The sequence below is a fragment of the Rhodospirillales bacterium RIFCSPLOWO2_02_FULL_58_16 genome, assembly GCA_001830425.1.
GTDB lineage: Bacteria > Pseudomonadota > Alphaproteobacteria > Rhodospirillales > 2-02-FULL-58-16 > 2-02-FULL-58-16.
In genome coordinates this window covers 15815-39633 of record MIAA01000021.1, presented here as the reverse complement: position 1 = coordinate 39633, position 23819 = coordinate 15815, and the positions used below count along the sequence as shown (strand labels likewise).

Genomic DNA, 23819 nt, shown 5'->3' with positions numbered 1-23819 from the left:
CGAATCATCGCCGCCATATGGGTCGTAATAATGCCTCAATCAGCACTCAACCCGGCTTATTAACGGTCGACGAATTATCGGCATCACCTTTCAATATATTTCCATATGAACTCCCCTGCGAAGTCGGTGAAGTGCAGAAAAACTTCATGGATATCACCGGCAATCTTATCGACCTCGGCACGCAAATCTTTGTCCCGAGGAACGCCCCATATCTGGCGCACGACGATGCTGTCGACAACGTCATCGGCCGGCTTGAAATGCCAAAGATAGGCGGTACTCCCGCGCGTCACTGACGAGAGCCGCGCCCCGGCGCGTCCCGCCCTGTCCAAGATTGCTCTTTCTATTAGCTTGCCGCTCTCGTCGTAATGAAACACGAGGTTGTTCCGAAGATTGCCGACCATTTCTTTGAACCATGTCCGTTGGCAGCCATCGGGCATGAAGGCTTCAAGTTTTGAAAATGAATTTTAGGTTTTATCGTCACACTGCTTGATCAAACACTTTAGCGATTCATCCGTGTGGATTTGTTTAATAATCTTCAGCGCCTCATAAAGGTGGGACATCTGCAAACGGACAAAATACATTCTGGTTCCAATTTCTCGATCCTTGCGATGTCGGGGTTGCTCTTTCTTCCACTCAGCCAACGCCTCATTCGCGATCTGCATGTCATTGCACGCCATCATCAGCTTGATAACAGTTGATGCACTTTTTCCCTGTTGTGCAAGCCGCTGAAAATCAACATATCTCGTTGTTGTTCGAGTCATAGCAGCGGACCTCCCGCGACCTTACTAATGCCGCATTAATTCAATAATGGGACGCATCCTGAATTCAAAATATCCCTACGCAACAACGACGCATCCTGATCATTCCCAAACTCTCCGAATAGCCAGAAACCCCTCCTGACCTCCCCTTGGTAAGGGGAGAAATTGCCACCGCTTGACCGGCAAAGGCGGCGGCGCGAACGCGGATTTCATTCCAGTACAGACGCATAAGGTTACCTTTCCCCTTGCTTTTTCTTTTTGCCGCTACGCCGCGTATGCGACGCGCTGAAGTAATTTAAGCAAGGTCATCCAGATCGCAGCCGAGAACACGGGCAAGGGCCTTCAGGGTTTTAACCGAAGGCTCTTTCTTGCCGGCCTCGATTTCACAAACGTAGGGCTTGCCGATGGACGCGGCGTCAGCCAGAGCCTGCTGGGTGAGACGGCGGTGCTTGCGCCACACGCGGACCGGGTTTTCGCCGTTAACAAGGGCAGCGACCATTTCCGCAGGAACGGATTCCTCATCGCGGGTGGCATGGTAAGCGGCGGCGGCCTCCATGTCATCCATGCGGTCTACCATGGCCTCGTATTCGCCCTGTGCGATAACGGTGACGGGAACGCTTTCGCCGGCGTCGCTGACGATGGTGGAAGCGGTGGCGGTGGAGGCGGCAAAGAGCGCGCCACGCGGCGTATCACGAACAACCCGCAAGCAGCGGAACTTATCACCGGGGATAATGATAGAGGCAGTCACGGTTTTTGTCATCGGTAGGCGCCTCCTCTCGGGCTTATCTCGAACACATCGACATCGCCGGCGTCGGCGTCAAGAGTGAAGGAAGCCCGCCAGTCGCCGATACGAAGCCTGAAACCGCCAGAGACATTGTTCAATGCGGCGACGTTGTTGTGCTTTGCGTTAGGAGCGGCGGCGAATTTGTTGATGGCGTCCATAATAGCTTTGGCCTTTTTCGGCTGCATGTTTTGCAATCTTTTGCGCGGCGCCTTCTTGTATGTGACCGACATTCACTTTTCCCGCCCGACGCCCTAATGTTCGCAAATAGCGAACATTAGGTCAAGAGTAAAATTCGACACTTGTCGATAACACACGATGCGTCAACCGCCGTCCCGTTTCGGCGGCGGGTCATGGGCGGCGTCGTCTGTTTCAACGTATTCCCCATTAACGATCTTCTTTGACAACTCATCAAGCAGGAAAGCGTTGTCCTCGTATCCTTCCTTTTCGGATTTGTCTGGCTTGTCCTGATCATCGTCGAAGGCGAAGCTCACATCAAGGCTATGGCCGGGATCATGCTTGCCGTCGCCGTAGCCGTCCTCCCTGGCTTTCTTGTCCAGGGCGTCGAGGAGGAAAAAATCTTCCTCGTCTATCGGCCCCTTCCCCTCGGAGTGGCGCAGCGGATTGCAAAACCAAGCCAGGGACGCGCCGGGGGCGCCGAAAAGAAACCACGCCGGCAGTTTCATCACCGTCTTCAGCGCCGGGTCCCACAGCCATTGGCCGATGTTTCTTTGAATAACGATATGAGCGTGGACAAGGCTGGTCGGCGACAGCGTGTGCCACAAGTCATAAGCCGAGATGACAATGCCGTTCATCCCCGGAGCCGCGCGGGCCGCTATTTCGGCGGCGCCGGAGACAAAGGCGACGCCAAGCAGCCCCAAGCCGAGATAAAATAAAACACCCATGGAACACAGGAATACTCCTTAACCGGGATCATTGCCAGCAGGACGGCTGTTGAATTATAATTCTCCTTTTGCTTCGGATGCTGAACCCATGACTCAACAGCAACGCGCCGCGCCGCCTCTATCGCCGGTTTTGCTGGCGGGCTTTGTCCTGCGCCCGCTGTCGCCGGTTTTGTTGCAGCCGCTGCTTGACGCCGCCATGGCGGCGATCAAAAGGCGGCATCCCGGCGTTTTTGACCGCCTGTCCGGCCTTGACCGTCCGCTGTTCCTGATCGATCCGACGGACTTGCCGTTTGCCTTCATTCTCGATCCCGATCCGCAAGAACCAAGCCTGCGCGCCTTGAACAAGGACGATGCCGGCGACAGGAAAACAAGCGCCGTCATTCGCGGGCCGCTCATGGTCATGATCGACCTGCTGGAGGGGCGGATCGACGGCGACGCCCTGTTCTTCTCGCGGGAACTGATGATCGAAGGCGATACCGAGGCCGTGGTGGCGCTTCGCAACGCCGTTGACGGCGCCGAAATCGACGTGGTCGGCGACATGTTGTCGCTGATCGGACCTTTCGCCGCGCCGGCGCGCCGCGCCGCCGGTCTGGCCGGCGGTATTTTCGCCCGCGCCGCCGAAGACCTCGAAGCGCTGCGCGCCGCCGTCATCGCCCCGGCCATGCGCGACCGCAAGGCTCAGGCGGACAGGATGAACAAGCTGGAAGAAAAAGTAAGGGAGCTATCCCACCCGCGCCGCCGAACCGGGCTGAAAAAGGCATGAAAAAAACCTTCGAGCTGGTTTGTCCGGCGGGAACGCCGGCGGCGCTCCATGCCGCCGTTGAATCCGGCGCCGACGCCGTTTACCTGGGGTTCCGCGACGAGACCAACGCCCGCAACTTCCCCGGCCTCAATTTCAGCCGCGCCGAATTGGAAGAAGGCGTCGACTACGCCCACCGGCGCGGAGTTAAAATCCTGGTCGCCGTCAATACCTTCCCCCAGGCCGGCAATCCCGGCCCCTGGCGCAGGGCGATTGACGACGCCGCTCTTCTCGGCGCCGACGCGGTGATTATCGCCGACATCGGCCTGGCCGACTATGCGACGCGCAAGCGCCCGGACCTGCGCCGCCATCTTTCGGTGCAGGCGGCGGCCTCCAATCCCGAAGCCATCCGCTTCTACCAGGAGGCTTTCAACGTCAAGCGGGTGGTGCTGCCCCGAGTGCTGACGGTGGCCGAGATCGCCGCCCTCAACAAGAATATTTCGGTGGAGACCGAGGTATTCGTCTTCGGCGGCCTGTGCGTCATGGCCGAGGGCCGTTGCTCCCTGTCTTCCTACATCACCGGGGTTTCTCCCAACAAGGACGGCGTCTGCTCGCCGGCCGGCCATGTGCGCTATGTGGACGAGGGCGACCGTCTGGTTTCCAAGCTGGGAGACTACACCATCAATGCTTTCGCCGAAGGCGAAGCGGCCGGCTACCCGACCCTGTGCAAGGGTCGTTTTGTTGCCGATGGCCGCGCCTCCTACCTGTTCGAGGAACCGACCAGCCTCAGCGCCGCCCGGTTACTGCCCGATTTACTGGCCGCCGGAGTAACGGCGCTGAAGATCGAAGGACGCCAGCGCGGCCGCGCCTACATCGCCAAGGTGGTCGCCGCTTTTCGCCGGGCCGTAGATGCCGTCGCCGATTCACGACCGGTTCCTGATCTGGACCTGGGAGCGGTCACCGAGGGTCAACGCCAGACCGCCGGCGTTTATGACAAGACCTGGCGATGAGCGCAAAGCTGACTCTCGGCCCGCTTTTTTTCAACTGGGCGCCGGAAAAACAGCGCGACTTCTATTTCAGGATCGCCGACGAAGCCTGCATCGACAGCGTTTGCATCGGCGAAGTGGTGTGTTCCAAGCGTACGCCGTTCTTCGAGCCGTATATAGCTGAAGTAATCGAGCGCCTTGAGGCGGCGGGCAAGGAGGTTGTGCATTCGACGCCGGCGCTGATCATGACCGAGCGCGAAATGGCGGCGGTGCGCGACATCGCGGCATGTGACGAGTTCTTTGTCGAGGCCAACGACATCGCCGTTTGCGCCCTGCTCGGCGGACGCCGTCACGCCATCGGCCCTTTCATCAACATCTATAACGAAGACACGCTGGAATATCTGACGAAGGGAGGGGCGCAAAGGATATGCCTGCCGCCGGAACTGCCCGCCGCCTCCCTTGCGGTGCTGGCCAAGGCGGCTGCGGCGGAGCTGGAAGTGATGGTCTTCGGCCGTCTGCCGTTGGCCGTTTCGGCCCGCTGCTATCACGCCCGCGCCCACAATCTGACCAAGGACAATTGCCGGTATGTCTGCGGCGAGGACGCCGACGGAATGGAGATAGACACCCTGGACGGCGCCCCCTTCCTTGCCGTCAACGGCACCCAGACCCTGTCTTATGCCTACTGCAATCTGGCCGGCCGGATGGCGGAGATGAGGGAGATGGGAATCAATCGCTTCCGTCTGTCGCCCCACGACGTGGACATGGCGACGGTCGCGCAAATCTTCCGCAACGTGCTGGACGGCAGGGAATCCTCCGCCGACGCCGGATCCCGACTAAAGGAATTGATGGAGAACGCCCTGTTCTGCGACGGCTATTTCCACAACCGCGAGGGAGCGTCTTCGGGCGCCGATTGAGGAGATTGACGGGGCGTAACCGTAACACTAGTTTCCGTGTCAAGGAGAGGTGGCCGAGAGGCTTAAGGCGCACGCTTGGAAAGCGTGTGTACGTTAACGCGTACCGTGGGTTCGAATCCCACCCTCTCCGCCAGTCGCTTCAAGTAAACGCGCTCTCCCGTCCATGCGCCGGTACGAAAACAGCGCGGTTCTGCGCCGTTTATGCCCAATACCTGTTGACTTCGCCGACGCCACGGAAAGGCCGTTTTGCTCTCTCTGCTCCGTTATTCTCCAAACCTCCTGACTACGCCATTTTGGTACGGAGGTTTAATATTGAACCTTTTCAAAGGCTTACACTCCGTCCGAATCCGTACCGTTTCGAAGTATATTTCGGCAGTCGAGAGGCGCCGGGAACGAACTTTTCGGGGTCAAAATCGACTCCATTTTCGGCCTTTTGCGGATTATACTTATGGCGATCGCGGCAACGAGGATAAAAAATATGTTCCGATGGATGTGGAGGTTCTTCTTCGGTAGACGCCGGACGCCGCGCATGGCCTTGATCCGAAACTTGCTGACGGGGCTGTGAAGCGATCCTCAGGCTTCGTCCGCCGCGAGCAGAACCTCGAGCTGGTCCGGCCACTCGACCGGAAACGGCTCCAGAATGTGGGCGAGTTGCAGTTGCGCCGGCTGGCGTCCGTCGAGGATCATCTCGACGATGCCGGGTGCCAATAGAGTAAGCCGCAGCACCCGGCTGACGTATGAAGCGTTAATTTTCTCGGCGGCGGCAATTTCCTCGACGGTAGCCATATGTCCTGACTCCATCATCTTGCGCCAGCGGAAGGCGCGGGCCAAGGCCTTGACGAGGGTATTGTCTACTCTCTGCTGGCCCGGCATGAAATCCCCGCCGCCGTCGGGGGCCAGAATCAGCTTGCGACCGCCGCGTTTGCGAATCTTGAAGGGAATGGTCACTGTGATGGTGCGTCCGTCCGGACTGACGACGATGTCGGGAATCATGCGGCCCTCCGATTTTGGTCAGGGTCTACGATCTTGCGGAGTTCGGCGACAAGGCCGGAGAGGCCTTCGGCCCGCAGGGTGATCTTCAGGGTCTCCTCGCCCACGTCGATGCGCTTGATCAGAAGTCGAACGATGCGGGCCTGCTCAGCCGGAAAGAGTTCGTTCCATAAGGGATCGATTTGATGCAGGGCTTTGATCACCTCGGATTCAGGAACCGCCTCCTCCTCGCTCACCTTTTGCCAGGTCCGCATGATCATCTCCGGCGTCCGCAGCACGGCGCGCAGCAGGTTCACTCCCACCGCTTCGATCTCGCCTGCGGGCAGACGGCGGATCGGGCAGGCTTCGGGACCGAGCTTGATCACGTCGGTGGTGACGTAGTAGCGGTACTGTTGTCCCTGTTTGCGGGTGTGGGTCGGCGTCATGGCGCGTCCGGTGGGGCCGAACACCAGCCCCTTTAGCAAGGCAGGGGACTGATCGCGGGTGCTTGCCGCGCGCCGGCGTGGATGGGCGGCGAGGATCGAATGCACCTTGTCCCAGATATCTTGTTCTATAATGGCGGTGTGCTCGCCCGGATACGCCGTGCCCTTATGCACGGCCATGCCGATGTAGGTTTGGTTGCCGAGCATGCGGTAAAGATCGTTCTTGTTGATCATCCGCCCGCGCTTGGTGGCGATGCCCAGGGCGGCCAGTTCGCAGACCAGCAAGGTGGCGGAACCTACTTTCAGGAAACGCTCGAAGATGGTGCGGACATGGGCGGCTTCGGCTTCGTTGACCACCAGCTTGCGCTCCGCCACATCGTAGCCGAGCGGCGGGTTGCCGCCCATCCACATGCCCTTCTTGCGCGACGCCGCGAACTTGTCGCGGATGCGCTCGCCGATGACCTCGCGTTCAAACTGGGCGAAGCTGAGCAGAATGTTGAGCGTTAATCGGCCCATGGAGGTGGTGGTGTTGAAAGACTGGGTCACCGAGACAAAGGTGACGTTATGGCGGTCGAACACCTCGACCAGCTTGGAAAAATCCATTAATGACCGGCTCAGTCGGTCGATCTTGTAGACCACGACTACGTCGATGCGCCCGGCTTCGATATCGGCCAGCAGGCGCCTCAACGCCGGACGTTCGAGCGTCCCGCCGGAGAATCCGCCGTCGTCATAATGGTCGGGGACAAGAATCCATCCTTCCTGCTTCTGGCTGGCGACGTAGGCCTCGCAGGATTCGCGCTGGGCGTCGAGAGAGTTGAACTCCATCTCCAGGCCCTCTTCCGAAGACTTCCGGGTATAGACCGCGCAGCGGATTTTGCGGATTATCTTCTTGTTCATTGCCTCACCCTCCCACTCCGCCGGACTCCAAAAAACACAGGCCCGTTCCACCGTGTGCCGGTGATGGCCCGCGCAATGGCCGAGAGAGATTTGTAGGGACGTCCCTGATATTCGAAGCCGTTGTCGAGCACCGTGACGTAGTGCTCGACGCCCTGCCATTCGCGCACCAGCCGGGTTCCGGAGATGGGGCGGTCGTTGGCCGGGCGCTTGCGCTTGACGACATCGCCGCCATCCATATCCTCCGCCAGATATTCAAGACGGCGGACGGTCTCGGGTTTGAGTCCGCCATAAGCCAATTCCTGGATTCGATAGGCCAGGCGGCTTTCCAGGAAGCGGCGATTATAGGGCGGCGGCTCCTTGCCGTAGAGTTCCTGCCATAGTTTCTTCAGGGCGGGCGTCGGCGTCTCTTTAAGGGCCGCCACCCGGGCCAGGACGGTATCGTTCATGTGCGCTCTCCGGTGAGTTTTTTGTCCGTCCCATGCATGCTCCGCTGCACCGGGAAGTCGAGCAAACTCTCTCCGCCATCGGCAGATAAAGCACTGGACTTCCGTGCCCGAAGACGCAGGAACCCGGCGGCCAGGATTCCGGTCGCTTCGTCGATAAGTTCCTGCGTTTTCATATGTTCAGGAGAGAGGGCGTTGGTCATCGTAATTCCCCGAGTCGCATTTCATCTATTCCCTATCTACCGGAAACTTCCTGAAAGTGTTGGGGCTTGGCATCCGACAGGGCTTGGCATCCGACTCGCCAAACAACCTCAAACCAGCTAATCTGATTTCCCTGATAAGTAGTAGGGACGTGCGATCACCATGGCAGAGGGCAAACAGGAAATGCCAAGGTGATCATGCAATTTGGAAATGGAGATTAGGAATGAGTGATGCAGGCAATGCGATGCCTTCCGGGGGGCGTGTCCCGGATGCGGATTTCTGGGAAAACGAACTGGAAATGCCCGTCCGCTATTGGCTGGAACAGGCAGAAGATGGCCGCTTCATGGCGGGCTGGGTTAATGGACTGAAAGGGCCTCAAGTTTCCGTATTGCACGCGCTCCTCGAATTGACGCCCGTTGAGTCAACACGGCAGAAAAAGAATGATTTACGCGATAAGCCGGAATTGCTTAAACGGTTCGTGCCTGTGGGCCGATTCGCAAGATCCAAGTCGCGGGTGGCGGTAATCGAGTTTGCTGAAAGCGTTCTTGCCCTCGAGAGCATGGATTTATGCCGCGATGGTAACGATGAATTCGATGTGATTGCTCTGCTGTTCGCCATCTTCGATAAGAATTGGAAAAGCCTTCCAACGGTTTTCCATCTGGACAAAATCCACAAGAGCGGTTTTGCCAGAATGGTTCTGGAAAAACCACCAAAGCGACTAGATGTTTCCCTTGGCGAATTCCTGACACAGACGTCTCTCGCCTCCCATCTTGCCCGGTTTGACAAGACAAAGAATGATGGTCGGATAAGCCAGATGAAGAGCATCATCCCGCGCGATGGACGTTATCTGGTTTTCATTCGCCGCTCTGAAAGACGCGACATGCTTCTTCAGAGCACCACGGTCATCCACGGTTTTGCGCCGGAATGGATCATCCTCGATTTTCAGGAGGGTGCCGCTAAAGTCAACATATCATCCAAAAGCGTCAGTGTGCCGCTGGAAATAGCCAACCACATCGCTTCGGCCTATTTCGGCAGGGATGTTGAATATGTCAACGACCGCGAGCACAGTTATACGAAACAGCTCCGGCGGCTTTTAAGCCTCCTTGGGAATGACAAGGCTGACGAATTGACTTTGGTCGAAATCGCTGTTGACAATGGCCCGCTTGACGGCTCGCCGAAAATCGTGCTTTCACGCACGGAAGGGTCAATCTCAAGTGGCATCCGTCATTTTGAAAAAGCTGTCGGAGGCATTATCGAGGACGTTGGTCATATCAACCACATCAAGGTTCTCTATCGGAACAAGAGGGTAACCCTCAAATTTGAACAAAACGATGAGAGCGATGATGAATTCGTCGTGCGCTATTCCGATCACACACTGAACGAAAAAGAACGTCGACTTTTCGAGGCATTTATGAGCGACTCCCATGGCATCACCATCCTCTCGACCGAAAAGCGGAACCGCCGTTGACCCCGAAGCCGCCATCCTGGTTCTTCAGGATGGGGTTGTCATCAAGAAGCCGAGGGGTGATGTTGAGCGCACCATGAGCGCGTTGTCCGATCTCGGCATCTTAATTGTCAACCGGCACGAATATGTGCTTTGCGCCAACATCCATGACCGGGACTATCCCCCACATGTCAGGGATTGCCATGGACTCATCCTCCTCCGTGAGGGCGCCGATGAAGCTGGTCATGAATATCGTTGCCAAGACTGCCAACGTTCTGTCTTTCCATATGGTCAGGGCAAACAGCGCTTTTCTGGAATCCGCATAACCGTCGTCCGAAAAGGCGTCATGGCCTTTCTTGTTTCGACCCTATCGTCTGCCGGAATCATCCATCGGTTTCCATGCGAAGGCGTACTGGAGGTGGATGTCGACAAGGGCCGCGTTACGATTTGCTTAGTCGAATATTGTGCCGATGAGCGCATTCTTACCAGAGAATGGGCCGCCATGAACCCCACTCTCTACGTCACTGTGGGTCCGAAGGAACGGGACTGGTTGCTTCAGGAAAATTGGCTCAAGAACATCAGATTGGCGGACATTGTCTCTGGCAGGATGGAATTGGCATCGGCAATAACAGATACGGCAACATTCGGAAGACCGTCCAGCCTTGGCGCGGCTTCCATACCCATCTATACAAAAGGCGCACGCCCGATCCATTACGAGGCCGTGGAACCCGTTCATGCCGACAGAGCGTTCACCGTGGCGGTAGGGCCGTCGACAGTAATGGTTAACGGTGTAACCGTAATCCACAAGCAGGCAAGTGCAAGGCTTGTCCTATTCAAAATATTGTGGGGACGATTTCTGGACAACTTGAAGAACGGGATTGAACCTGATGACTTTCCGCCTATGACCCTGGAGGACATTGCGGAACTTGTTCAGACGGGAGGCAATAAGGAGGTGGAAGACGTCGAAACCATCCGACGCAATCTGAACCGCCTGCAAACCGATATAGAAAAGGCAGTCAAAAAATATACCGGCGCGCCGATTGGGGCTGGCGACATTATCCAGACCATTCCGCGCCATGTAACAGGCGACGACTATGGCTTCCGGATCAACCCAGTATCTGTCATGCCAAGGCTTTTTTCAGCCGTTGCGCCTGACCTGTCTGAAGAAAAATAGACCTGTCCGAAATCTTGTCGGCAGAAACTCAGCGCCCCTAAAGAATCAACATTTCTCGATTATTTCCCCTGAGACCTGTCCGAGCCATCGGTAGACCTGTCCGCAACTTTCTCGTCTGATTCCCCGATGCTTTCCCTCATGCAAACGAGGAAAAGCACATGCAAATCGGCAATCACATTAATGGATTCGACGGTTACGTCTTAGGCAGAGTCCGTTATCACGCAAAACGTCTATCCAGAAGCCTCGGCTTCGATCCCGTAGATGTAGCGGACATTGAGCAAGATTTAGCTCTCGATCTACACCGCCGCCTGCCTCGTTTCGATCCAGCCAAGTCGGCCCTGCCAACCTTTGTTAGCCACATCGTCAAGAATTGCGCCGAGACCCGCCGCGAACAGGTTCTGGCTGAAAAACGGGGCATCCGTATCACTCGCTGTTCCCTTCACGATATTGTTCCGTCCGAGGACGGCGGGGAAACCTTTCCGTTGATTGACACCATTGACACCTCTCATGGCCTTTGGTGGGACGGCGGCATGACATGGGATGCGCACACTGACATGCGCATTGACGTTTCTCGCGTCATTTCCAGGTTGCCTGAACCATTGGCGGAACTGGCCAGACGACTTGCCAACGAAACCGTCCTCGAAATCTCCAGACGAACCGGCCAGTCACGCGGCTCCATTTACGACGCTATCCGAAAGCTGCGCAAAGCTTTCATCGAGGCTGGTCTCGAAATCTATCTTGCAGCGCCATCCGACAGATTCAATGGCGACCCGGTAGATAGACAGAAAGATGAATTCGCACAGGTTGCAGCCCCAGGTTTCCAGCCCAGCTTAGATAACCTAGAAAAAATGATGAGCAGGACACACCCATGAACATAATCGTTGAACGTCCCTACACCCAGGCGGCAATCACCGAAACCACTTTCTGCGCCTGGCTCGCCCAGGCGGCGCCCGGCGAAACCATCGAATATCACCGGGGAATTCTCTGCCTCGATAGAGGCGATTCGGACCTCGCGCTTAGAACCGTCCGCAGCCGAACCCTGAACCTGCTTGCCGATCGCGCTTACATCCTGGCGGAACGCGGCTTCGTTCATTTGGTTCAGCGCCGCGTCAACGCCGACACATTCAGCTATCTCGCCGTCGCCCGCCCGCGTTGCGGCCCACGGACGATCCCCCTTGCCGTTCTGATGTCTGAAAAGGAGAGCAGGTCATGAGTCTTCGCATAATCACCGCCGATGAACGCCTCGCCGAGGCCACCGGCTATGTCGACTCAATGCAGCGCCAGGCGAGCATCATTGAGCGTTCCGGCACCGCGTTCGATGACCCTATTCCATTTTGAGGCCGCCATGATTGACCTCAATCACAATTCCGGTTTTGTCTACGGCGGCGCCCTGACTGAGGGCGTTACGGCCCGGATTAACCGGCTGCTTGACGATGCCCTATTGGCCGAGCGGCAGACCCAACCGCCGCGCAGTTATCTCGGCGCCAGCCGCATCGGCGAACCATGCTCCCGCAAGCTGGCCTTCGAGGCAATGGGCGTCCTCCCCGACGAAGGACGCGCTTTGGATGGTCATATCCTTCGCATCTTCGAAGCCGGCCATGTGTTTGAGACGCTGTCGATCCGCTGGCTGCGCGCCGCCGGATTTGATCTTCGCACCGAACGCGAACCTGCCCCCGCGAAGGCGGGGAGCGGACAGTTCGGCTTCGTCACGGCGAACGGGCGCATTCGAGGCCACATCGACGGCGTCATCGTCGCCGGGCCGGACGTCGGCCTCTCTTGGCCCGCATTGTGGGAACACAAGGCGCTCAACGCTCGTTCCTGGGAGGACCTGGTCAAGAAGGGTCTGAAGGAGTCCAAGCCGATCTATTGGGCGCAGGTGCAAATCTACATGGCCTATCTGGATGTGCCGGTGACGTTGTTCTCGGCGCTCAACAAGAACACCCAGGAACTGTTTCACGAGGTGGTGCAACTCGATCCCGCCGACGCCCAAGCCCTGTCCGACAAGGCGGTCGCCATCCTTCAAGCCGTCGATGCCGGGGAACTGCCGCCCCGCGTTGCCACCGCCCCCGACTTCTACCTCTGCCGCTTTTGCGAGTTTGCCCATCGTTGCCGGGAGCAATCATCATGACCTTCACCCTCTCCGACCTCCAGGCCCAAGCCATTGAGGACATCAAGGACTGGTTCGAGAACCGCACCGACGACCAGCAGGTGTTTCGGGTGTTCGGCTACGCCGGGGTTGGAAAAACCACCATTGTTCATCACGCCATCGATGAACTCGGCCTCAACGTCATGGTCCGTAACGCCGACGAATCAACATCGGTCGCCGGCGGCGTGTTGTACGCAGCTTATACCGGCAAGGCGGCGCTGGTGATGACGCGCAAGGGCACCCCGGCTTCCACCATCCACTCGCTCATTTACCGCGTCTCCGAGGCGACGCCGGACGAGATCGAAAAGGTCAAGAACGATATCGCCGGGATCAAGGCGAAGCTGCCGTCGCTGCCTCCTGCCTCCCGGCTGATGGAAGAAGCCCGGATGCACAGCCTGGAGCTTTGCCTCACCGAGATTCATAAGCCGCGTTTTGTGCTGAACGAGCAATCCATCCTCAAGGACGCCAAACTGCTGGTGCTGGACGAGGTGTCGATGGTCGGCGAGGAGATGGCCTCCGACCTGCTGGCCTTCGGCAAGCCGATTCTGGTGCTGGGCGATCCCGGCCAGTTGCCGCCGGTAAAAGGCGAAGGCGCTTTCACCCAACAAACGCCCGACGTCATGTTGACCGAGATTCACCGTCAGGCTGGCGAAAGCGCCATCATCCGGCTGGCCACCCTGGCCCGCCGGGGTCTGTCCATCCCTTACGGCGAACATGACGCCTTCGTCTGGAAGATGCGCCGCAATCAGGTGGGGCCGGAGCAGATGCTGCGCGGCGGACAGGTCATCTGCGGGCGCAACGCCACCCGGCTACAACTCAACATGGCGATGAAGCGGGCCGCCGGTTTCCCCGACGCCTATCCCGTCGGCCGGGGCGAAAAGATCATCTGCCTCAAAAACCGCAATGACCTTGGCCTGGTCAACGGCATGTTCGTCGATCTCGCCGATATAGAGGACGAAGATGACATCACGTTCACCGCCGCCATAGTCACCGAGGACGGTCAGCGGATCGGCGCCGGCGGCGACAAGGCCGAGCGCTTCCGCATCTACAAGGGCCATTTTGACGAACATGTCGCCCCCGACCCGGAGCGCGAGCGGCGCGACCATTGGGCCAGGAAGAAGACCATCGAGGCGGTCTGGGGCTGGGCCATCACCTGTCACAAGAGCCAGGGCAGCCAATGGAAAAACACCGTGGTGTTCGACGACGGCCTGGGCCGGACGCCTGAGGACCGCGCCCGATGGCTCTACACCGCCATCACCCGGGCCGAGAAAGGGTTGGTGATCCTTGATTGACTTAAACGACGCCATGCCGCCGCGCCCCGGGCGCATTGACCTCGATTCGGTAATGGCCCGTCTGCGCGACGATGCTCCCGGCTGGGCGCCCCGGCTGTTTCCCAACGGACGCCGCGAAGGCGACGAATGGCGGCTGGCCAACATCCGGGGCGATGCTCCCCGCAAGCAGGGAAGCTGCGTCATCACTCTTGTTGGCGAACGGGCCGGTGAATGGTTCGACTTCGACGGCAACCAAGGCGGCGGCATTCTCAATACCCTTGAGCAGGCCAGCGGCCTTTCGGGACGTGATTTACTCGAATACGCCGCCGAACTGGCCGGACATCCCACCGGACATCCTATCGCCAAGCCGACGCGCACAAAAGCCGCTCCGGCGAAACCTCGCGACGACGTCCGCGAGATCGAGTTGATTCTCTCCCGCGCCGTTCCGGCACGGGGCGCCTTGGTCGAGACCTATCTTGCTTCGCGCGGGATCGCCGCCGTCGACTGTCCGGACCTGTTGTTCCATCCCGATCTCACCCATTGGGACACCAAGAGCGGCTGGCCTGCCATGGTGGCTGTCATCCGTGACGCTACGGGTATTATGGTGGGACTGCACCGCACATGGCTGGCGGCCGACGGCACGGGCAAGGCCCCGTTTGCCAAGAATCGCAAGATGCTGGGCAAGGCGGCGGGCGGCGCCGTGCGGCTGGCCCAATCAAATAACGGCCTGCTCGGGCTGGCTGAAGGCATCGAGACCACCTTGGCGGTAATGCGCTCCTGTCCCGCCCTGCCGTCATGGGCTGCCTTGTCCGCTGGTAATCTGGAGACCGTGGCGCTCCCTCCCGAAATCAAACGTGTCGTAATCCTGGCCGACCATGACGCCTCGGGCGCCGGTCGCCGCGCCGCCGAGACCGCCGCCGCCCGTCTCCATCGCGAAGACCGGAAGGTATGGATCGCCCAGCCGCCGAATGAGGGTGACGATTTTAACGACCTGCTGATGCGCGACGGAGTCGATGCCGTGCGCACCGCCGTCGAAGCGGCGGTAAAATGGACGCCGCCCGAACCGACCACCGGCCTTGAGCCGCCATCGGCCCCGGCCCGTTCTCTGCCCAATCTGCCGGTAGGGTTTCCGATCATCACCGGTAGGCGCTCCATTCTGCGCGCCGACAACGGCGATCTGGCCGACCTTGCCGATCGCTCCCGCGCCGTTCTCGCCGCCTGCAATCAGCCGCCATGGTTGTTCCGCATGGGGGCGATGCCAGCCTGGGTGACCCGCGATGACGATGGCCGCGCCATGGCCGTCCATCTCTCCGAGGAACGTCTCAAGCTCGCCCTCGCCCGGATCATCGATTGGCGTAAGAAGAGCCGGACCGACGATTTGGTTCCGGCCTATCCGCCCGCCCAGTTGGTCAAGGCGCTGCTGGCGACGCCCAATCCCGATCTGCCGGTGTTGGCCGGCATCGTCGCGGCGCCGGTGTTCGGGCGCTCGGGCGAACTGGTCACCAAACGCGGATACCATCCTGCCTGTCGCCTTCTGCACGAGCCGCCCGAGGGTTTCCAACTGCCGCCGATACCCGAGCAACCGACGCTGGCGCAAATCGCCGCCGCCCGCTCGCTGCTGCTCGATGATCTGCTGGGCGATTTTCCCTTCACCTCCGAGGCCGAACGGGCGCACGCCCTGGCCCTTCTGCTGCTGTCTTTCGTTCGCCCCATGATCGACGGGCCGACGCCGCTTCACCTGATTGAGAAGCCCTCTCCCGGCACCGGCGCTACGTTGCTGGTGGACGCCATCGCCATTGTCGCCACCGGCTGTTCAACCTCGATCATGACCGAAGCCGGCGATGAGGAGGAATGGCGCAAGCGTCTCACCGCCAAGTTGCGCGAGGCCCCCCTGATGGCGGTCATCGACAACCTGCACCGTCCTCTTGAGGCCGCCTCGCTCGCCGCCGCGCTCACCGCCCCCTATTGGGAAGACCGCATTCTCGGTCGCTCCGACATAACCCGCATGCCGGTGCACTGCGCTTGGGTGGCCACCGGCAATAATCCGCGCCTGTCCAACGAGATCGCCCGGCGCAGCGTGCGCATCCGCCTCGATGCCCATGTCGACCGGCCCTGGCGGCGCAACGGATTCCGACATCCCGATCTGCTGTCCTGGGTTCGCGCCAACCGGGCAACGCTGGTCGCCGCCTGTCTGACGCTCGGTCGCGCCTGGGTCGTCGCCGGCAGGCCGCGCTATCGGGCCACGACCATGGGCAGCTTCGAATCCTGGGCCGAGACCATGGGAGGCATTCTCGACGTGGTCGGCGTGCCCGGCTTCCTCGCCAATTCTGAGGAGCTTTACGAATCCTCGGACGCCGAAGGGATCATGTGGCGGAGCTTCGTCGCCGCCTGGTGGGACCGTCACGGCACAACCCAGGTGGGCGCCGCCGACCTCTTCCAGATTGCCGGTCAATGCGAGCCGCCCCTGCCGCTCGGCAACGGCAACGAGCGTTCCCAACGCACCCGCCTCGGCAAGTCGCTCGGCCACATGCGCGACCGGGTGTTCGCCATTGACGATCTTCGGGTCCGCATCCGCGCCGCCGGCGTCCACCATCAGGCTCAACGCTGGGAGTTGGTCATTGAGGAGCAATCGTCCGGCCGAGGGGAACGAGGGGAACGTGGGGAACGTTTTTCCGGTCATTCGCAACTCGGAGAGCAAATCAGGGAACGTGGGGAACTTGGGGAACTTGGGGAACGTTTTTCCGACCCTCATTTAACCGAGAAAGGGGAACGTGCAGACCAACGTTCCCACCTATGTTCCCCGGCGTATCCCATTGAAAACAAAGGCTCCGGGGAACGTGGGGAACGTGGGGAACGTTTTTCATTACTTACGCATGCGCGCACACACGCACACGCACATATGTGTGTAGAAGATACCCTAAAACGTTCCCCACGTTCCCCATGTTCCCCAACCCCAGATAATTCAATGAGTTGCCCGGGGGAACATAGAGGGGAACGTGATTTTGACGTTCCCCCAGTTAATTCCAACGCCCTGAGTTACGACGCCGTCTTCGATGCCCATGGTCTCGACCCGCTGTCCGATGAGGACCGCGCCCGGGCCATGACCATCTGGCTCAGCGGCGGCAAAGGGCAATCCCAATGATCCCGTATTCACACCAACCCCAGGAGGTTTCCATGACCAGAATCAGGCTTCCCAACCGTCGGCCCAACGAGACCGTGGAACTGATCTTCAATGATACCGCTTACGCGGTGACCATCGGCTACTACCCGGCTGCCGGTAGCGTCGGCGAGGTATTCACCCACGGCGCCAAAGTAGGATCAGCCATGGACGCCATCCTGGACGACGCCTGCGTTGCCCTGTCCATGCTCCTCCAGCACGGAACGGAACCCATTGATCTGGCGTCGAGCATGGGACGGCACGGGGATGGGCAGACGCCCGCCTCGATCATCGGCGCCCTGGCCGACCTGCTGGTGAGCGCCGGAAGGTTCCCCGGAAGGTTCCGGCGACCAACTGGGCGACCAACTGTGAGCACAGAAACTCGAAAAGCAGCGGTGGCGTCATGAGGAGGTTCCCCAAGGGTTATGGCGGCGCACGCCGCGATCCCGAGCAGATCAAGCGCGAGGGCTGGAAAGAACAGGGCGTGCTGGTCATCGCCGAGGACGACCGGCGTCTGACTTGGCCCGAGCGCGAGGTGGTCAGACAGCTTGGCGTCCGGCTCTATGGCGACACGCGCAAGCGACAGGAGAGCAAACATGGCTGACTGGACGCCGAAACGTGTCGAGGAGCGCCTGATCGAGGCCGCAGACGTGCTGAGGCATTTGCCCGAAGCAAAGGTGCAGGGGTATTTCAGCATCTGGCCCGAGATCGTTTATGACTTCGGCGACATGATCGAACAGGAGCCCCAACCCATGCGCCGTCCTTTGCCGTCGGCCGCCGCCATCTCGCGCATGGACGAAACACTCACCTGGATTCATTTTCTGGCGCCAGAGGATGGTCGCCTGGTCTGGGCGCGAGCCGAGAATACGCCGTGGAAGGCGATCTGCTGGCGGTTCGGCGTCGGTCGTGCGACGGCGCATCGTCGCTGGCAATACGGGATCAGCTTGATCGTCTGGCGGCTCAATGGACGCGCCGTACCTGCGAAGCGTTCGCGAGAGTTTCTCGTCGAGCGAGTGCGATCCATGTCAAGCACAAAATGCTAAGTGAGACATTTTTCGGTGAGACATCGGAAGGCGAGACAGCCTCGCTCGAATTTGGCTATATTCGAATCATGATCGGGAAAGGAGCGCGCGATGGCAATGAACCCTACGGTCAGATCCCCAACGTAACGGCAAACGGTACGTCGCGATATCCGCTAAGTCTTTGAAATTGCTTGGGTCCTCCCTGGCACATTTGGGTATGCTGGCGACCCCAGCGCGGAAGTCCGCTACATGCAGCATAAAATTTTGGGAAGCCACCCCGACCGGAAGCCACCATATAAACCGCCCGGAACCCGCAGAATACCGCCATTTGTATGGTGGCTTCCGGGTGGATTTTAGGTGGCTTCCGGAGTCCAGACGAAATCCACCCCAGACCGGCCTGAAACCCGCGTAAATCCGCCACTTTCACGGTGGCTTCCAAGTGGATTTTAGGTGGCTTCCGGAGTCCACTTGGTGGAATCCACACCAATTTCTGTGTGGAATCCACCTCGAAATCCACCGCCTCATCCACGATTTGATCATCGGAACATCACATGACTGCGCTCAGCTTCCAGCCCACGGCCATCGAACAATGGCCGGTTGAACGGCTACTGCCCTATGCCGCCAACGCCAGGACGCATTCCGACGAGCAGGTGGCGCAGATTGCCGCCAGCATTGTCGAGTTCGGCTTCAACGTGCCTTGTCTGGTCGATCAGCACGGCATCCTGATTGCCGGGCATGGTCGGCTGCTGGCGGCGCGGCGACTGGGGTTGGCCGAAGTTCCGGTAATCCGGATTGAACACCTGACCGATATTCAAGTCCGCATGTTCCGCCTTGCCGACAACCAGATCGCACTGAACGCCGACTGGGACGACGAACTGCGGGCGAGAGAGGTTCAGTTCTTTGCCGACGAAGGCTCCGACCTGTCGCTCATCGGATTTGACGATGCCGAACTCGATCGACTTCTGGCGTTCGATCTCGATGCCGATGGAAACGAAAACAATGGGGCGCCGCCGATCATAGTTCCCGAACCGCCGCGCCATCCGGCATCGCGAACCGGCGATCTCTGGCTCATGGACGGACACCGCCTGCTGTGCGGAGATTCGACATCGGCATCCGATGTGCGCCGCCTGATGAACGGCGAGCGCGCCGTCCTCTTCGCCACCGATCCGCCGTACCTCGTCGATTACGACGGATCCAACCATCCGACCCGCAACAAGGACTGGTCGCCGTCCTACGGCGTGACCTGGGATGATTCGTCCCAAGGCGCCGAACTCTACGAGGGCTTTATCAAGACCGCCATCGACGAGGCGATCACCGAAGACGCCGCCTGGTACTGTTGGCACGCATCCCGCCGCCAGGCCATGTTGGAGGCGGTCTGGGAAAAGATGGGCGCCTTTGTCCATCAGCAGATCATCTGGGTGAAGGATCGCGGCGTTCTCACCCGCTCGGAATATCTCTGGAAGCACGAGCCGTGTTTCTTCGGCTGGATCAGGGGCAAGCGCCCGCCGAGGGTCGCCGACGAGCGGCTGGCCTCGACCTGGAATATCCCGAGCCTCTACGGCGATGATCGTCCCGACCACCCGACGCCGAAGCCGCTCGACTGCTTTGCGATTCCCATGCGCCAGCATGCGGCGCGCGGCGGAATTTGCTACGAGCCTTTCTCGGGCTCGGGATCGCAGATCATGGCGGGCGAGGCCATGGGACGGCGCGTCTTCGCCATAGAGATCAGCCCGGCCTATATCGATGTCGCCACCCTGCGCTGGCAGACGGAAACCGGTCGTGACGCCATCCTGGACGGCGCAGACAAGACCTTTGCCGAAATCAAACTTGAGCGTCAGGGGGCCGGCGGCGTGGCGAGCGAGCCGTGAGACAATCGAGACGAATATCGCTGGCCGAGACCGTCGCCAATGTCGCGGTCGGTTACGGCATCGCGGTGGTGACACAGGCGCTGGTGTTCCCGTTGTTCGGTCTGCAGGCAAGCCTTACCGACAATCTGATGCTTGGGGGTATTTTTACGATCATGTCCTTGGCTCGCAGTTTCTTGCTGCGCCGTCTCTTTGAACGGTTACGGGCAAGGACTTTATCCAACGGATTATCGTGACGGACCGGCCCAAACTCAGGGAGGCCGGATTAAGTTGAAATAACGATATCTACATGTTACCTTGAATGGGATTCATGTAATAGGAAAATATCATTATGCCGACACCCCACCGCCCGCCTCCGGCATCCTGCCGCGCCCTGCGCAAGCTGGGTGAGGATATCCGCGACGCGCGCCTGCGTCGCAAGCTGCCGATGGACTTGGTCGCCCAGCGGGCGGCAACGTCGCGCCCGACGGTCTCGCGCCTTGAAAAGGGCGACCCATCGGTCGGCATTGGAATCATTGCCGCCGTCCTGCAGGCATTGAATCTGCTGGAGCGCCTCGCCAATGTCGCGGACCCGGCCCAGGATGAGGTTGGACAAAGCATAACGAGGGACGAGTTGCCCAAGCGCGCCTACGTGACCAGAAGCCGAAAGGCGAAAAACAATGGCTGACGTTGAGGTGTTTCTGGACTGCCATGGGCAATGCCGACGGATCGGCCTGATGCGCCGACATCCCGCCCGCGCCCGGGAGAGCCTGACGTTCGAGTATGCTCCTGAATGGGTTGCTTCCGCCGGGAATTTTTCCATCGACCCGATCCTGCCCATCGGCCCGGGGACATTCCGTCCGCCGGCGGGGCAGGAGATGTTCGGCACACTCGGGGACTCCGCTCCCGACACCTGGGGACGCACCTTGATGCGCCGGCGGGAACGCCGGGCTGCGGAGCGCGAAGGCAGGCCGGTTCGAACGCTCCATGAAACCGACTTCCTGCTCGGCGTATCCGATGAAACACGGCTGGGGGCCCTTCGATTCCGATGGGTTGGCGATGACGTCTTTCAGGCGCCGCAGGAGACCGGCGTTCCGGGAACCGTAGCTCTGGGCCGATTGCTGGGGGCATCGGAGCGCATATTGCGGGGCGAAGAGAGCGACGAGGACCTGCTGCTGATCTTCGCGCCCGGCTCCTCCCTTGGCGGCGCCCGGCCGAAGGCTTCGGTGATTGACCAGCATGGATGCCTCTCCATCGCCAAGCTCCCGAAGGAAACGGACGGGTATTCCATCGAGCGATGGGAGGCCATTGCGTTGGACTTGGCGGAAGCATCCGGCATTCGGGCCGCTCCGCACGAGATCCACGAAAATAACGGACGCCCGATCTTCCTGTCGCGCCGGTTCGATCGCGCCGGCGCGGAGCGGATACCGTTCCTCTCGGCGATGGCGATGACGGAGCATCGGGATGGAGAACGCGGCAGTTATCTGGAAATTGTCGACGCGCTTGCCGAGCATGGCGCGAACGCGGTGGCTGATCGAACCGAATTGTTCAAGCGCATCGCTTTCTCGGTTCTCGTGTCGAACACCGATGACCATCTGCGCAATCACGGCTTTCTGTGGCTGGGGCAGCGCGGCTGGACCCTCTCGCCGGCCTATGACGTCAACCCGACCCCGCAGGACCTGAAACTCCGCATTCTTGCGACCAACATCAATTTCGATGATGGCGCCTGTTCGGTGGAACTCCTGCGCTCCGTCGCCGGTGAGTTTTCCCTGAAACTCTCCGACGCCGACAAGCTGATCCGCGATGTGGCGCAAGTAACCGGCGCCTGGCGTGAAGCGGCCCGCCAGCGGGGCGCGAAGGAGGCCGAGATACAGCGCATGGAAAGCGCCTTTGAACATACGGATTTGGCGGCAGCCCTGGCGCTTTGACCGGGTTCCTGGTCTTCAGCGACCAGGGCCGGCGCCGATGGCCGCAAGAGGGCGTCATCCATCGATTCGATAAACCCGCCCCTGATTCTCGATCTTCTCGCTAAAAAAGCAGGGGCCTCCGAAGAGGCCCCGCGCCCGGCGGTCGAAACCGCAGGGGGTGTTAATGAGGCTTCAGTACCCATTACCCGATTTGTTCGTCAAGGATGGCGTTATTCTTAATTTTTATTGCCTGCCGCCGATGGGCCGACCACCGGCCCAACCCAATCATTTAATGATCTAAACGGCCTAAACAAAGCAATCAAATATCCGCTTATCAAGTTGATACAAGGGCCGCATAGAGCGATGTATGGCGTCACCACAACGGAGGATGCCATGACCAAGACCCGCAACAAAACTGAAGCTCTCGACGCTTTCATCGCCCGCAAGGACGAGATCGACGCCATGCTCGCCCGCCTCGCCGCTTTAAGCGACGATCATTTCAACCAGTGCGTTGACGATATCCATTGGGGACATGTCGGAACGCTCGCCCACTACGCCGAACTGCTGAAACGGATCACGGACGCCGCTTTCATGGAGGGCGAACATGCCGAGTAAAAAGAAGCGGCTGACCATGGGCGCCGTCATAATCCTGCCGACCGCCAATCACGAATGGGGCATGTGGGGAGCCAGCCTGCATAATGGATACGACCCAAACGTCACATGGACCGCCGCCAGCCGCTTTCTGGCCGAGACGTTTAGGCTCAAGCCCGAGCAGGTGCGCGATCTTCTCGATGCCCGCTTTGGCCGCCACTTGGCCGACGATCTCAGCTTCATCCCCCAGTTGGTCGCCGGAACCTTCCGGGGCGGCCCCGCCGACGAGGAAATCATCGCGTCGCACCTCGCCGCCCGCTTCGCCCAACCCGCTTGGCGCGATTGGGTGCGGATCACGCTGGGGGAGATCAAAAGGGGCTGAGAGTTTGAGGCTCCCCATCGGCCTCGCTCGGGTTCGCCCGGCGGGGGTCGGGGTGGTAGAAGCGCCGCGATAGTCGCGCCGCCATCACCCGGAGGAAAATTTCATGACGAACAAGATTAATGTCACACTGGAGAAGTTCACCGTCGCTCAGATCGCCGCCGCCATCTCCGCCATCACCGGCGAGACGGTGAGTCCTAAATCCTTCAACTACAAAGGCAAGGCGCTGGATCGGCTCAATGCCTTGATGACAAAGCGCGGCCTTTCCGTCCGGGACGTTCTGCAGGCAGCGGGCATCGAGGCGGTGACGCCCGAAGGCGAGACCATCTCCGGCCTCGGCATCGCCCCGCCCCCGGAGAAGAAAGATCGCCGGCCCCGCGACAGCAAACAGGCCCAACTGATCGCCATGCTGAAGCGCCCCCAGGGCGCTTCCATCAATGAGATCGTTTCCTCCTTCGGCTGGTTACCGCGCACGGCGCGGGGCGCCATCGCCGGTGCGCTCAAGAAAAAGCTGGGCCTGAACATCGTCTCCGAGAAGATCGACAGTCGCCGCATCTACCGAATCAAGGAATAGGATCATGCCCACCTTTCGCGTCATCGTCACCCGCGACATTACCGAAAGCGCCGTCGTCGAGGTTAAGGCCGCTGCCGAGGGACAGGCCGAGGCCGCAGCGCTGGATACGTTTTTTGACGGTTCAGAACTCAAATGGAAAAAGGACGATGGATTGAGCGATCCTTACGTCACCGGCATCGACCTGATTACTGATTGATCTCACACTCACACCAAACAAAAACCGCCGGGACGACCTCCCGGCGGCATTCGTTTGACTGGCCAAATATACAAGGAA

Annotated in this window: 31 protein-coding genes and 1 tRNA gene; 22 read left to right on the top strand and 10 right to left on the bottom strand. The window is 59.7% G+C overall.

All coding sequences use genetic code 11. The features are described from left to right. Positions 1–83: 83 nt before the first annotated feature. The 5 genes from A3H92_06375 to A3H92_06355 form a co-directional block, all read right to left on the bottom strand. A complete protein-coding gene (locus tag A3H92_06375; protein OHC75225.1) occupies positions 84–401 on the bottom strand; it encodes a hypothetical protein in 318 nt (105 codons plus the stop codon). 63 nt (positions 402–464) lie between these two features. Then, positions 465–761: a hypothetical protein gene (locus A3H92_06370; protein ID OHC75224.1), complete on the bottom strand. Its 297-nt coding sequence runs from the start codon at positions 759–761 to the stop codon at positions 465–467. A gap of 292 nt (positions 762–1053) precedes the next feature. Then, complete coding sequence (locus tag A3H92_06365) at positions 1054–1398, bottom strand: hypothetical protein (GenBank protein OHC75233.1); 345 nt, start codon at positions 1396–1398, stop codon at positions 1054–1056. A gap of 116 nt (positions 1399–1514) precedes the next feature. Then, positions 1515–1727: a hypothetical protein gene (locus A3H92_06360; protein OHC75232.1), complete on the bottom strand. Its 213-nt coding sequence runs from the start codon at positions 1725–1727 to the stop codon at positions 1515–1517. 135 nt (positions 1728–1862) lie between these two features. After that, complete coding sequence (locus A3H92_06355) at positions 1863–2444, bottom strand: hypothetical protein (GenBank protein ID OHC75223.1); 582 nt, start codon at positions 2442–2444, stop codon at positions 1863–1865. An 88-nt stretch (positions 2445–2532) separates the two neighbouring features. Here A3H92_06355 and A3H92_06350 point away from each other — a divergent pair, with 88 nt between their 5' ends. From A3H92_06350 to A3H92_06335, 4 genes are all read left to right on the top strand, one after another. After that, the gene (locus A3H92_06350; GenBank protein ID OHC75222.1) at positions 2533–3207 is read left to right on the top strand and encodes a hypothetical protein; all 675 of its coding nucleotides are present in this window, start codon (positions 2533–2535) and stop codon (positions 3205–3207) included. After that, entirely contained in the window at positions 3204–4193 is a 990-nt protein-coding gene (locus A3H92_06345; protein OHC75221.1) for a protease, read from the top strand. The genes A3H92_06350 and A3H92_06345 overlap by 4 nt, the downstream gene beginning before the upstream one ends. Beyond that, complete coding sequence (locus A3H92_06340) at positions 4190–5083, top strand: U32 family peptidase (GenBank protein OHC75220.1); 894 nt, start codon at positions 4190–4192, stop codon at positions 5081–5083. Before A3H92_06345 ends, A3H92_06340 begins: the two co-directional genes overlap by 4 nt. A gap of 43 nt (positions 5084–5126) precedes the next feature. Beyond that, positions 5127–5216 (top strand) — tRNA-Ser (locus A3H92_06335). A 197-nt stretch (positions 5217–5413) separates the two neighbouring features. Here A3H92_06335 and A3H92_06330 read toward each other — a convergent pair. The 5 genes from A3H92_06330 to A3H92_06310 are packed head-to-tail and all read right to left on the bottom strand — an operon-like array spanning position 5414 to position 8038. Then, positions 5414–5614, bottom strand: a complete 201-nt coding sequence (locus A3H92_06330) for a hypothetical protein (protein ID OHC75219.1) — start codon at positions 5612–5614, stop codon at positions 5414–5416. Between the two features lie 42 nt (positions 5615–5656). Continuing rightward, positions 5657–6076: a hypothetical protein gene (locus A3H92_06325; GenBank protein OHC75218.1), complete on the bottom strand. Its 420-nt coding sequence runs from the start codon at positions 6074–6076 to the stop codon at positions 5657–5659. Beyond that, positions 6073–7392, bottom strand: a complete 1320-nt coding sequence (locus A3H92_06320; GenBank protein ID OHC75217.1) for a resolvase — start codon at positions 7390–7392, stop codon at positions 6073–6075. The genes A3H92_06325 and A3H92_06320 overlap by 4 nt, the downstream gene beginning before the upstream one ends. Next, positions 7389–7838 (bottom strand): hypothetical protein, encoded by a 450-nt coding sequence (locus A3H92_06315; GenBank protein OHC75216.1) that lies wholly within the window; start codon positions 7836–7838, stop codon positions 7389–7391. The genes A3H92_06320 and A3H92_06315 overlap by 4 nt, the downstream gene beginning before the upstream one ends. Then, positions 7835–8038 carry a hypothetical protein gene (locus A3H92_06310; protein ID OHC75215.1) on the bottom strand — a complete coding sequence of 68 codons (204 nt, stop codon included), beginning with the start codon at positions 8036–8038 and terminating at the stop codon, positions 7835–7837. Before A3H92_06310 ends, A3H92_06315 begins: the two co-directional genes overlap by 4 nt. 242 nt (positions 8039–8280) lie before the next feature. Here A3H92_06310 and A3H92_06305 point away from each other — a divergent pair, with 242 nt between their 5' ends. The 18 genes from A3H92_06305 to A3H92_06220 all read left to right on the top strand — a co-directional run bounded on the left by A3H92_06305 (position 8281) and on the right by A3H92_06220 (position 23741). Further along, positions 8281–9504, top strand: a complete 1224-nt coding sequence (locus A3H92_06305; GenBank protein ID OHC75214.1) for a hypothetical protein — start codon at positions 8281–8283, stop codon at positions 9502–9504. A gap of 322 nt (positions 9505–9826) precedes the next feature. Next, entirely contained in the window at positions 9827–10654 is an 828-nt protein-coding gene (locus A3H92_06300) for a hypothetical protein (protein ID OHC75213.1), read from the top strand. 158 nt (positions 10655–10812) lie between these two features. After that, positions 10813–11526: a hypothetical protein gene (locus A3H92_06295; protein ID OHC75212.1), complete on the top strand. Its 714-nt coding sequence runs from the start codon at positions 10813–10815 to the stop codon at positions 11524–11526. Continuing rightward, positions 11523–11867 (top strand): hypothetical protein, encoded by a 345-nt coding sequence (locus A3H92_06290; GenBank protein ID OHC75211.1) that lies wholly within the window; start codon positions 11523–11525, stop codon positions 11865–11867. Before A3H92_06295 ends, A3H92_06290 begins: the two co-directional genes overlap by 4 nt. A 132-nt stretch (positions 11868–11999) precedes the next feature. Continuing rightward, entirely contained in the window at positions 12000–12782 is a 783-nt protein-coding gene (locus A3H92_06285; protein OHC75231.1) for a hypothetical protein, read from the top strand. Further along, positions 12779–14092: an exodeoxyribonuclease V gene (locus A3H92_06280; GenBank protein ID OHC75210.1), complete on the top strand. Its 1314-nt coding sequence runs from the start codon at positions 12779–12781 to the stop codon at positions 14090–14092. The genes A3H92_06285 and A3H92_06280 overlap by 4 nt, the downstream gene beginning before the upstream one ends. Next, entirely contained in the window at positions 14085–17213 is a 3129-nt protein-coding gene (locus tag A3H92_06275; protein ID OHC75209.1) for an ATPase, read from the top strand. Before A3H92_06280 ends, A3H92_06275 begins: the two co-directional genes overlap by 8 nt. Beyond that, positions 17210–17635 (top strand): hypothetical protein, encoded by a 426-nt coding sequence (locus tag A3H92_06270; protein ID OHC75208.1) that lies wholly within the window; start codon positions 17210–17212, stop codon positions 17633–17635. Before A3H92_06275 ends, A3H92_06270 begins: the two co-directional genes overlap by 4 nt. After that, positions 17632–17832, top strand: coding sequence for a hypothetical protein (locus A3H92_06265; GenBank protein OHC75207.1), 201 nt, complete (start codon positions 17632–17634; stop codon positions 17830–17832). Before A3H92_06270 ends, A3H92_06265 begins: the two co-directional genes overlap by 4 nt. Next, positions 17825–18271 carry a hypothetical protein gene (locus A3H92_06260; protein OHC75206.1) on the top strand — a complete coding sequence of 149 codons (447 nt, stop codon included), beginning with the start codon at positions 17825–17827 and terminating at the stop codon, positions 18269–18271. Before A3H92_06265 ends, A3H92_06260 begins: the two co-directional genes overlap by 8 nt. Positions 18272–18801: 530 nt before the next feature. After that, positions 18802–20118 carry a DNA methylase gene (locus A3H92_06255; protein OHC75205.1) on the top strand — a complete coding sequence of 439 codons (1317 nt, stop codon included), beginning with the start codon at positions 18802–18804 and terminating at the stop codon, positions 20116–20118. Then, positions 20115–20351, top strand: a complete 237-nt coding sequence (locus A3H92_06250) for a hypothetical protein (protein OHC75204.1) — start codon at positions 20115–20117, stop codon at positions 20349–20351. The genes A3H92_06255 and A3H92_06250 overlap by 4 nt, the downstream gene beginning before the upstream one ends. Positions 20352–20446: 95 nt before the next feature. Then, positions 20447–20782, top strand: a complete 336-nt coding sequence (locus tag A3H92_06245) for a hypothetical protein (GenBank protein ID OHC75203.1) — start codon at positions 20447–20449, stop codon at positions 20780–20782. Beyond that, on the top strand, positions 20775–22022 hold the full coding sequence (locus A3H92_06240; GenBank protein ID OHC75202.1) for a phosphatidylinositol kinase: 1248 nt from the start codon (positions 20775–20777) through the stop codon (positions 22020–22022). Before A3H92_06245 ends, A3H92_06240 begins: the two co-directional genes overlap by 8 nt. A 372-nt stretch (positions 22023–22394) precedes the next feature. After that, positions 22395–22616: a hypothetical protein gene (locus tag A3H92_06235; GenBank protein OHC75230.1), complete on the top strand. Its 222-nt coding sequence runs from the start codon at positions 22395–22397 to the stop codon at positions 22614–22616. Beyond that, positions 22606–22974: a hypothetical protein gene (locus A3H92_06230; protein ID OHC75201.1), complete on the top strand. Its 369-nt coding sequence runs from the start codon at positions 22606–22608 to the stop codon at positions 22972–22974. The genes A3H92_06235 and A3H92_06230 overlap by 11 nt, the downstream gene beginning before the upstream one ends. Before the next feature lie 337 nt (positions 22975–23311). After that, positions 23312–23545 carry a hypothetical protein gene (locus A3H92_06225; protein OHC75229.1) on the top strand — a complete coding sequence of 78 codons (234 nt, stop codon included), beginning with the start codon at positions 23312–23314 and terminating at the stop codon, positions 23543–23545. A 4-nt stretch (positions 23546–23549) separates the two neighbouring features. Beyond that, positions 23550–23741, top strand: coding sequence for a hypothetical protein (locus A3H92_06220; GenBank protein ID OHC75200.1), 192 nt, complete (start codon positions 23550–23552; stop codon positions 23739–23741). Positions 23742–23819: the final 78 nt, after the last annotated feature.

Bases quoted from the DNA above. Each gene is read 5' to 3' on its own strand.
- A3H92_06240 (OHC75202.1), top strand. From the start codon at position 20,775: ATGGCTGACGTTGAGGTGTTTCTGGACTGCCATGGGCAATGCCGACGG.
- A3H92_06230 (OHC75201.1), top strand. From the start codon at position 22,606: ATGCCGAGTAAAAAGAAGCGGCTGACCATGGGCGCCGTCATAATCCTG.
- A3H92_06255 (OHC75205.1), top strand. From the start codon at position 18,802: ATGACTGCGCTCAGCTTCCAGCCCACGGCCATCGAACAATGGCCGGTT.
- A3H92_06305 (OHC75214.1), top strand. From the start codon at position 8,281: ATGCCTTCCGGGGGGCGTGTCCCGGATGCGGATTTCTGGGAAAACGAA.
- A3H92_06280 (OHC75210.1), top strand. From the start codon at position 12,779: ATGACCTTCACCCTCTCCGACCTCCAGGCCCAAGCCATTGAGGACATC.
- A3H92_06340 (OHC75220.1), top strand. From the start codon at position 4,190: ATGAGCGCAAAGCTGACTCTCGGCCCGCTTTTTTTCAACTGGGCGCCG.
- A3H92_06345 (OHC75221.1), top strand. From the start codon at position 3,204: ATGAAAAAAACCTTCGAGCTGGTTTGTCCGGCGGGAACGCCGGCGGCG.
- A3H92_06295 (OHC75212.1), top strand. From the start codon at position 10,813: ATGCAAATCGGCAATCACATTAATGGATTCGACGGTTACGTCTTAGGC.
- A3H92_06265 (OHC75207.1), top strand. From the start codon at position 17,632: ATGAGGAGGTTCCCCAAGGGTTATGGCGGCGCACGCCGCGATCCCGAG.
- A3H92_06290 (OHC75211.1), top strand. From the start codon at position 11,523: ATGAACATAATCGTTGAACGTCCCTACACCCAGGCGGCAATCACCGAA.
- A3H92_06260 (OHC75206.1), top strand. From the start codon at position 17,825: ATGGCTGACTGGACGCCGAAACGTGTCGAGGAGCGCCTGATCGAGGCC.
- A3H92_06355 (OHC75223.1), bottom strand. From the start codon at position 2,444: ATGGGTGTTTTATTTTATCTCGGCTTGGGGCTGCTTGGCGTCGCCTTT.
- A3H92_06325 (OHC75218.1), bottom strand. From the start codon at position 6,076: ATGATTCCCGACATCGTCGTCAGTCCGGACGGACGCACCATCACAGTG.
- A3H92_06320 (OHC75217.1), bottom strand. From the start codon at position 7,392: ATGAACAAGAAGATAATCCGCAAAATCCGCTGCGCGGTCTATACCCGG.
- A3H92_06310 (OHC75215.1), bottom strand. From the start codon at position 8,038: ATGACCAACGCCCTCTCTCCTGAACATATGAAAACGCAGGAACTTATC.
- A3H92_06245 (OHC75203.1), top strand. From the start codon at position 20,447: ATGCCGACACCCCACCGCCCGCCTCCGGCATCCTGCCGCGCCCTGCGC.
- A3H92_06285 (OHC75231.1), top strand. From the start codon at position 12,000: ATGATTGACCTCAATCACAATTCCGGTTTTGTCTACGGCGGCGCCCTG.
- A3H92_06330 (OHC75219.1), bottom strand. From the start codon at position 5,614: ATGCGCGGCGTCCGGCGTCTACCGAAGAAGAACCTCCACATCCATCGG.
- A3H92_06315 (OHC75216.1), bottom strand. From the start codon at position 7,838: ATGAACGATACCGTCCTGGCCCGGGTGGCGGCCCTTAAAGAGACGCCG.
- A3H92_06270 (OHC75208.1), top strand. From the start codon at position 17,210: ATGATCCCGTATTCACACCAACCCCAGGAGGTTTCCATGACCAGAATC.
- A3H92_06350 (OHC75222.1), top strand. From the start codon at position 2,533: ATGACTCAACAGCAACGCGCCGCGCCGCCTCTATCGCCGGTTTTGCTG.
- A3H92_06375 (OHC75225.1), bottom strand. From the start codon at position 401: ATGGTCGGCAATCTTCGGAACAACCTCGTGTTTCATTACGACGAGAGC.
- A3H92_06300 (OHC75213.1), top strand. From the start codon at position 9,827: ATGGCCTTTCTTGTTTCGACCCTATCGTCTGCCGGAATCATCCATCGG.
- A3H92_06360 (OHC75232.1), bottom strand. From the start codon at position 1,727: ATGCAGCCGAAAAAGGCCAAAGCTATTATGGACGCCATCAACAAATTC.
- A3H92_06370 (OHC75224.1), bottom strand. From the start codon at position 761: ATGACTCGAACAACAACGAGATATGTTGATTTTCAGCGGCTTGCACAA.
- A3H92_06220 (OHC75200.1), top strand. From the start codon at position 23,550: ATGCCCACCTTTCGCGTCATCGTCACCCGCGACATTACCGAAAGCGCC.
- A3H92_06235 (OHC75230.1), top strand. From the start codon at position 22,395: ATGACCAAGACCCGCAACAAAACTGAAGCTCTCGACGCTTTCATCGCC.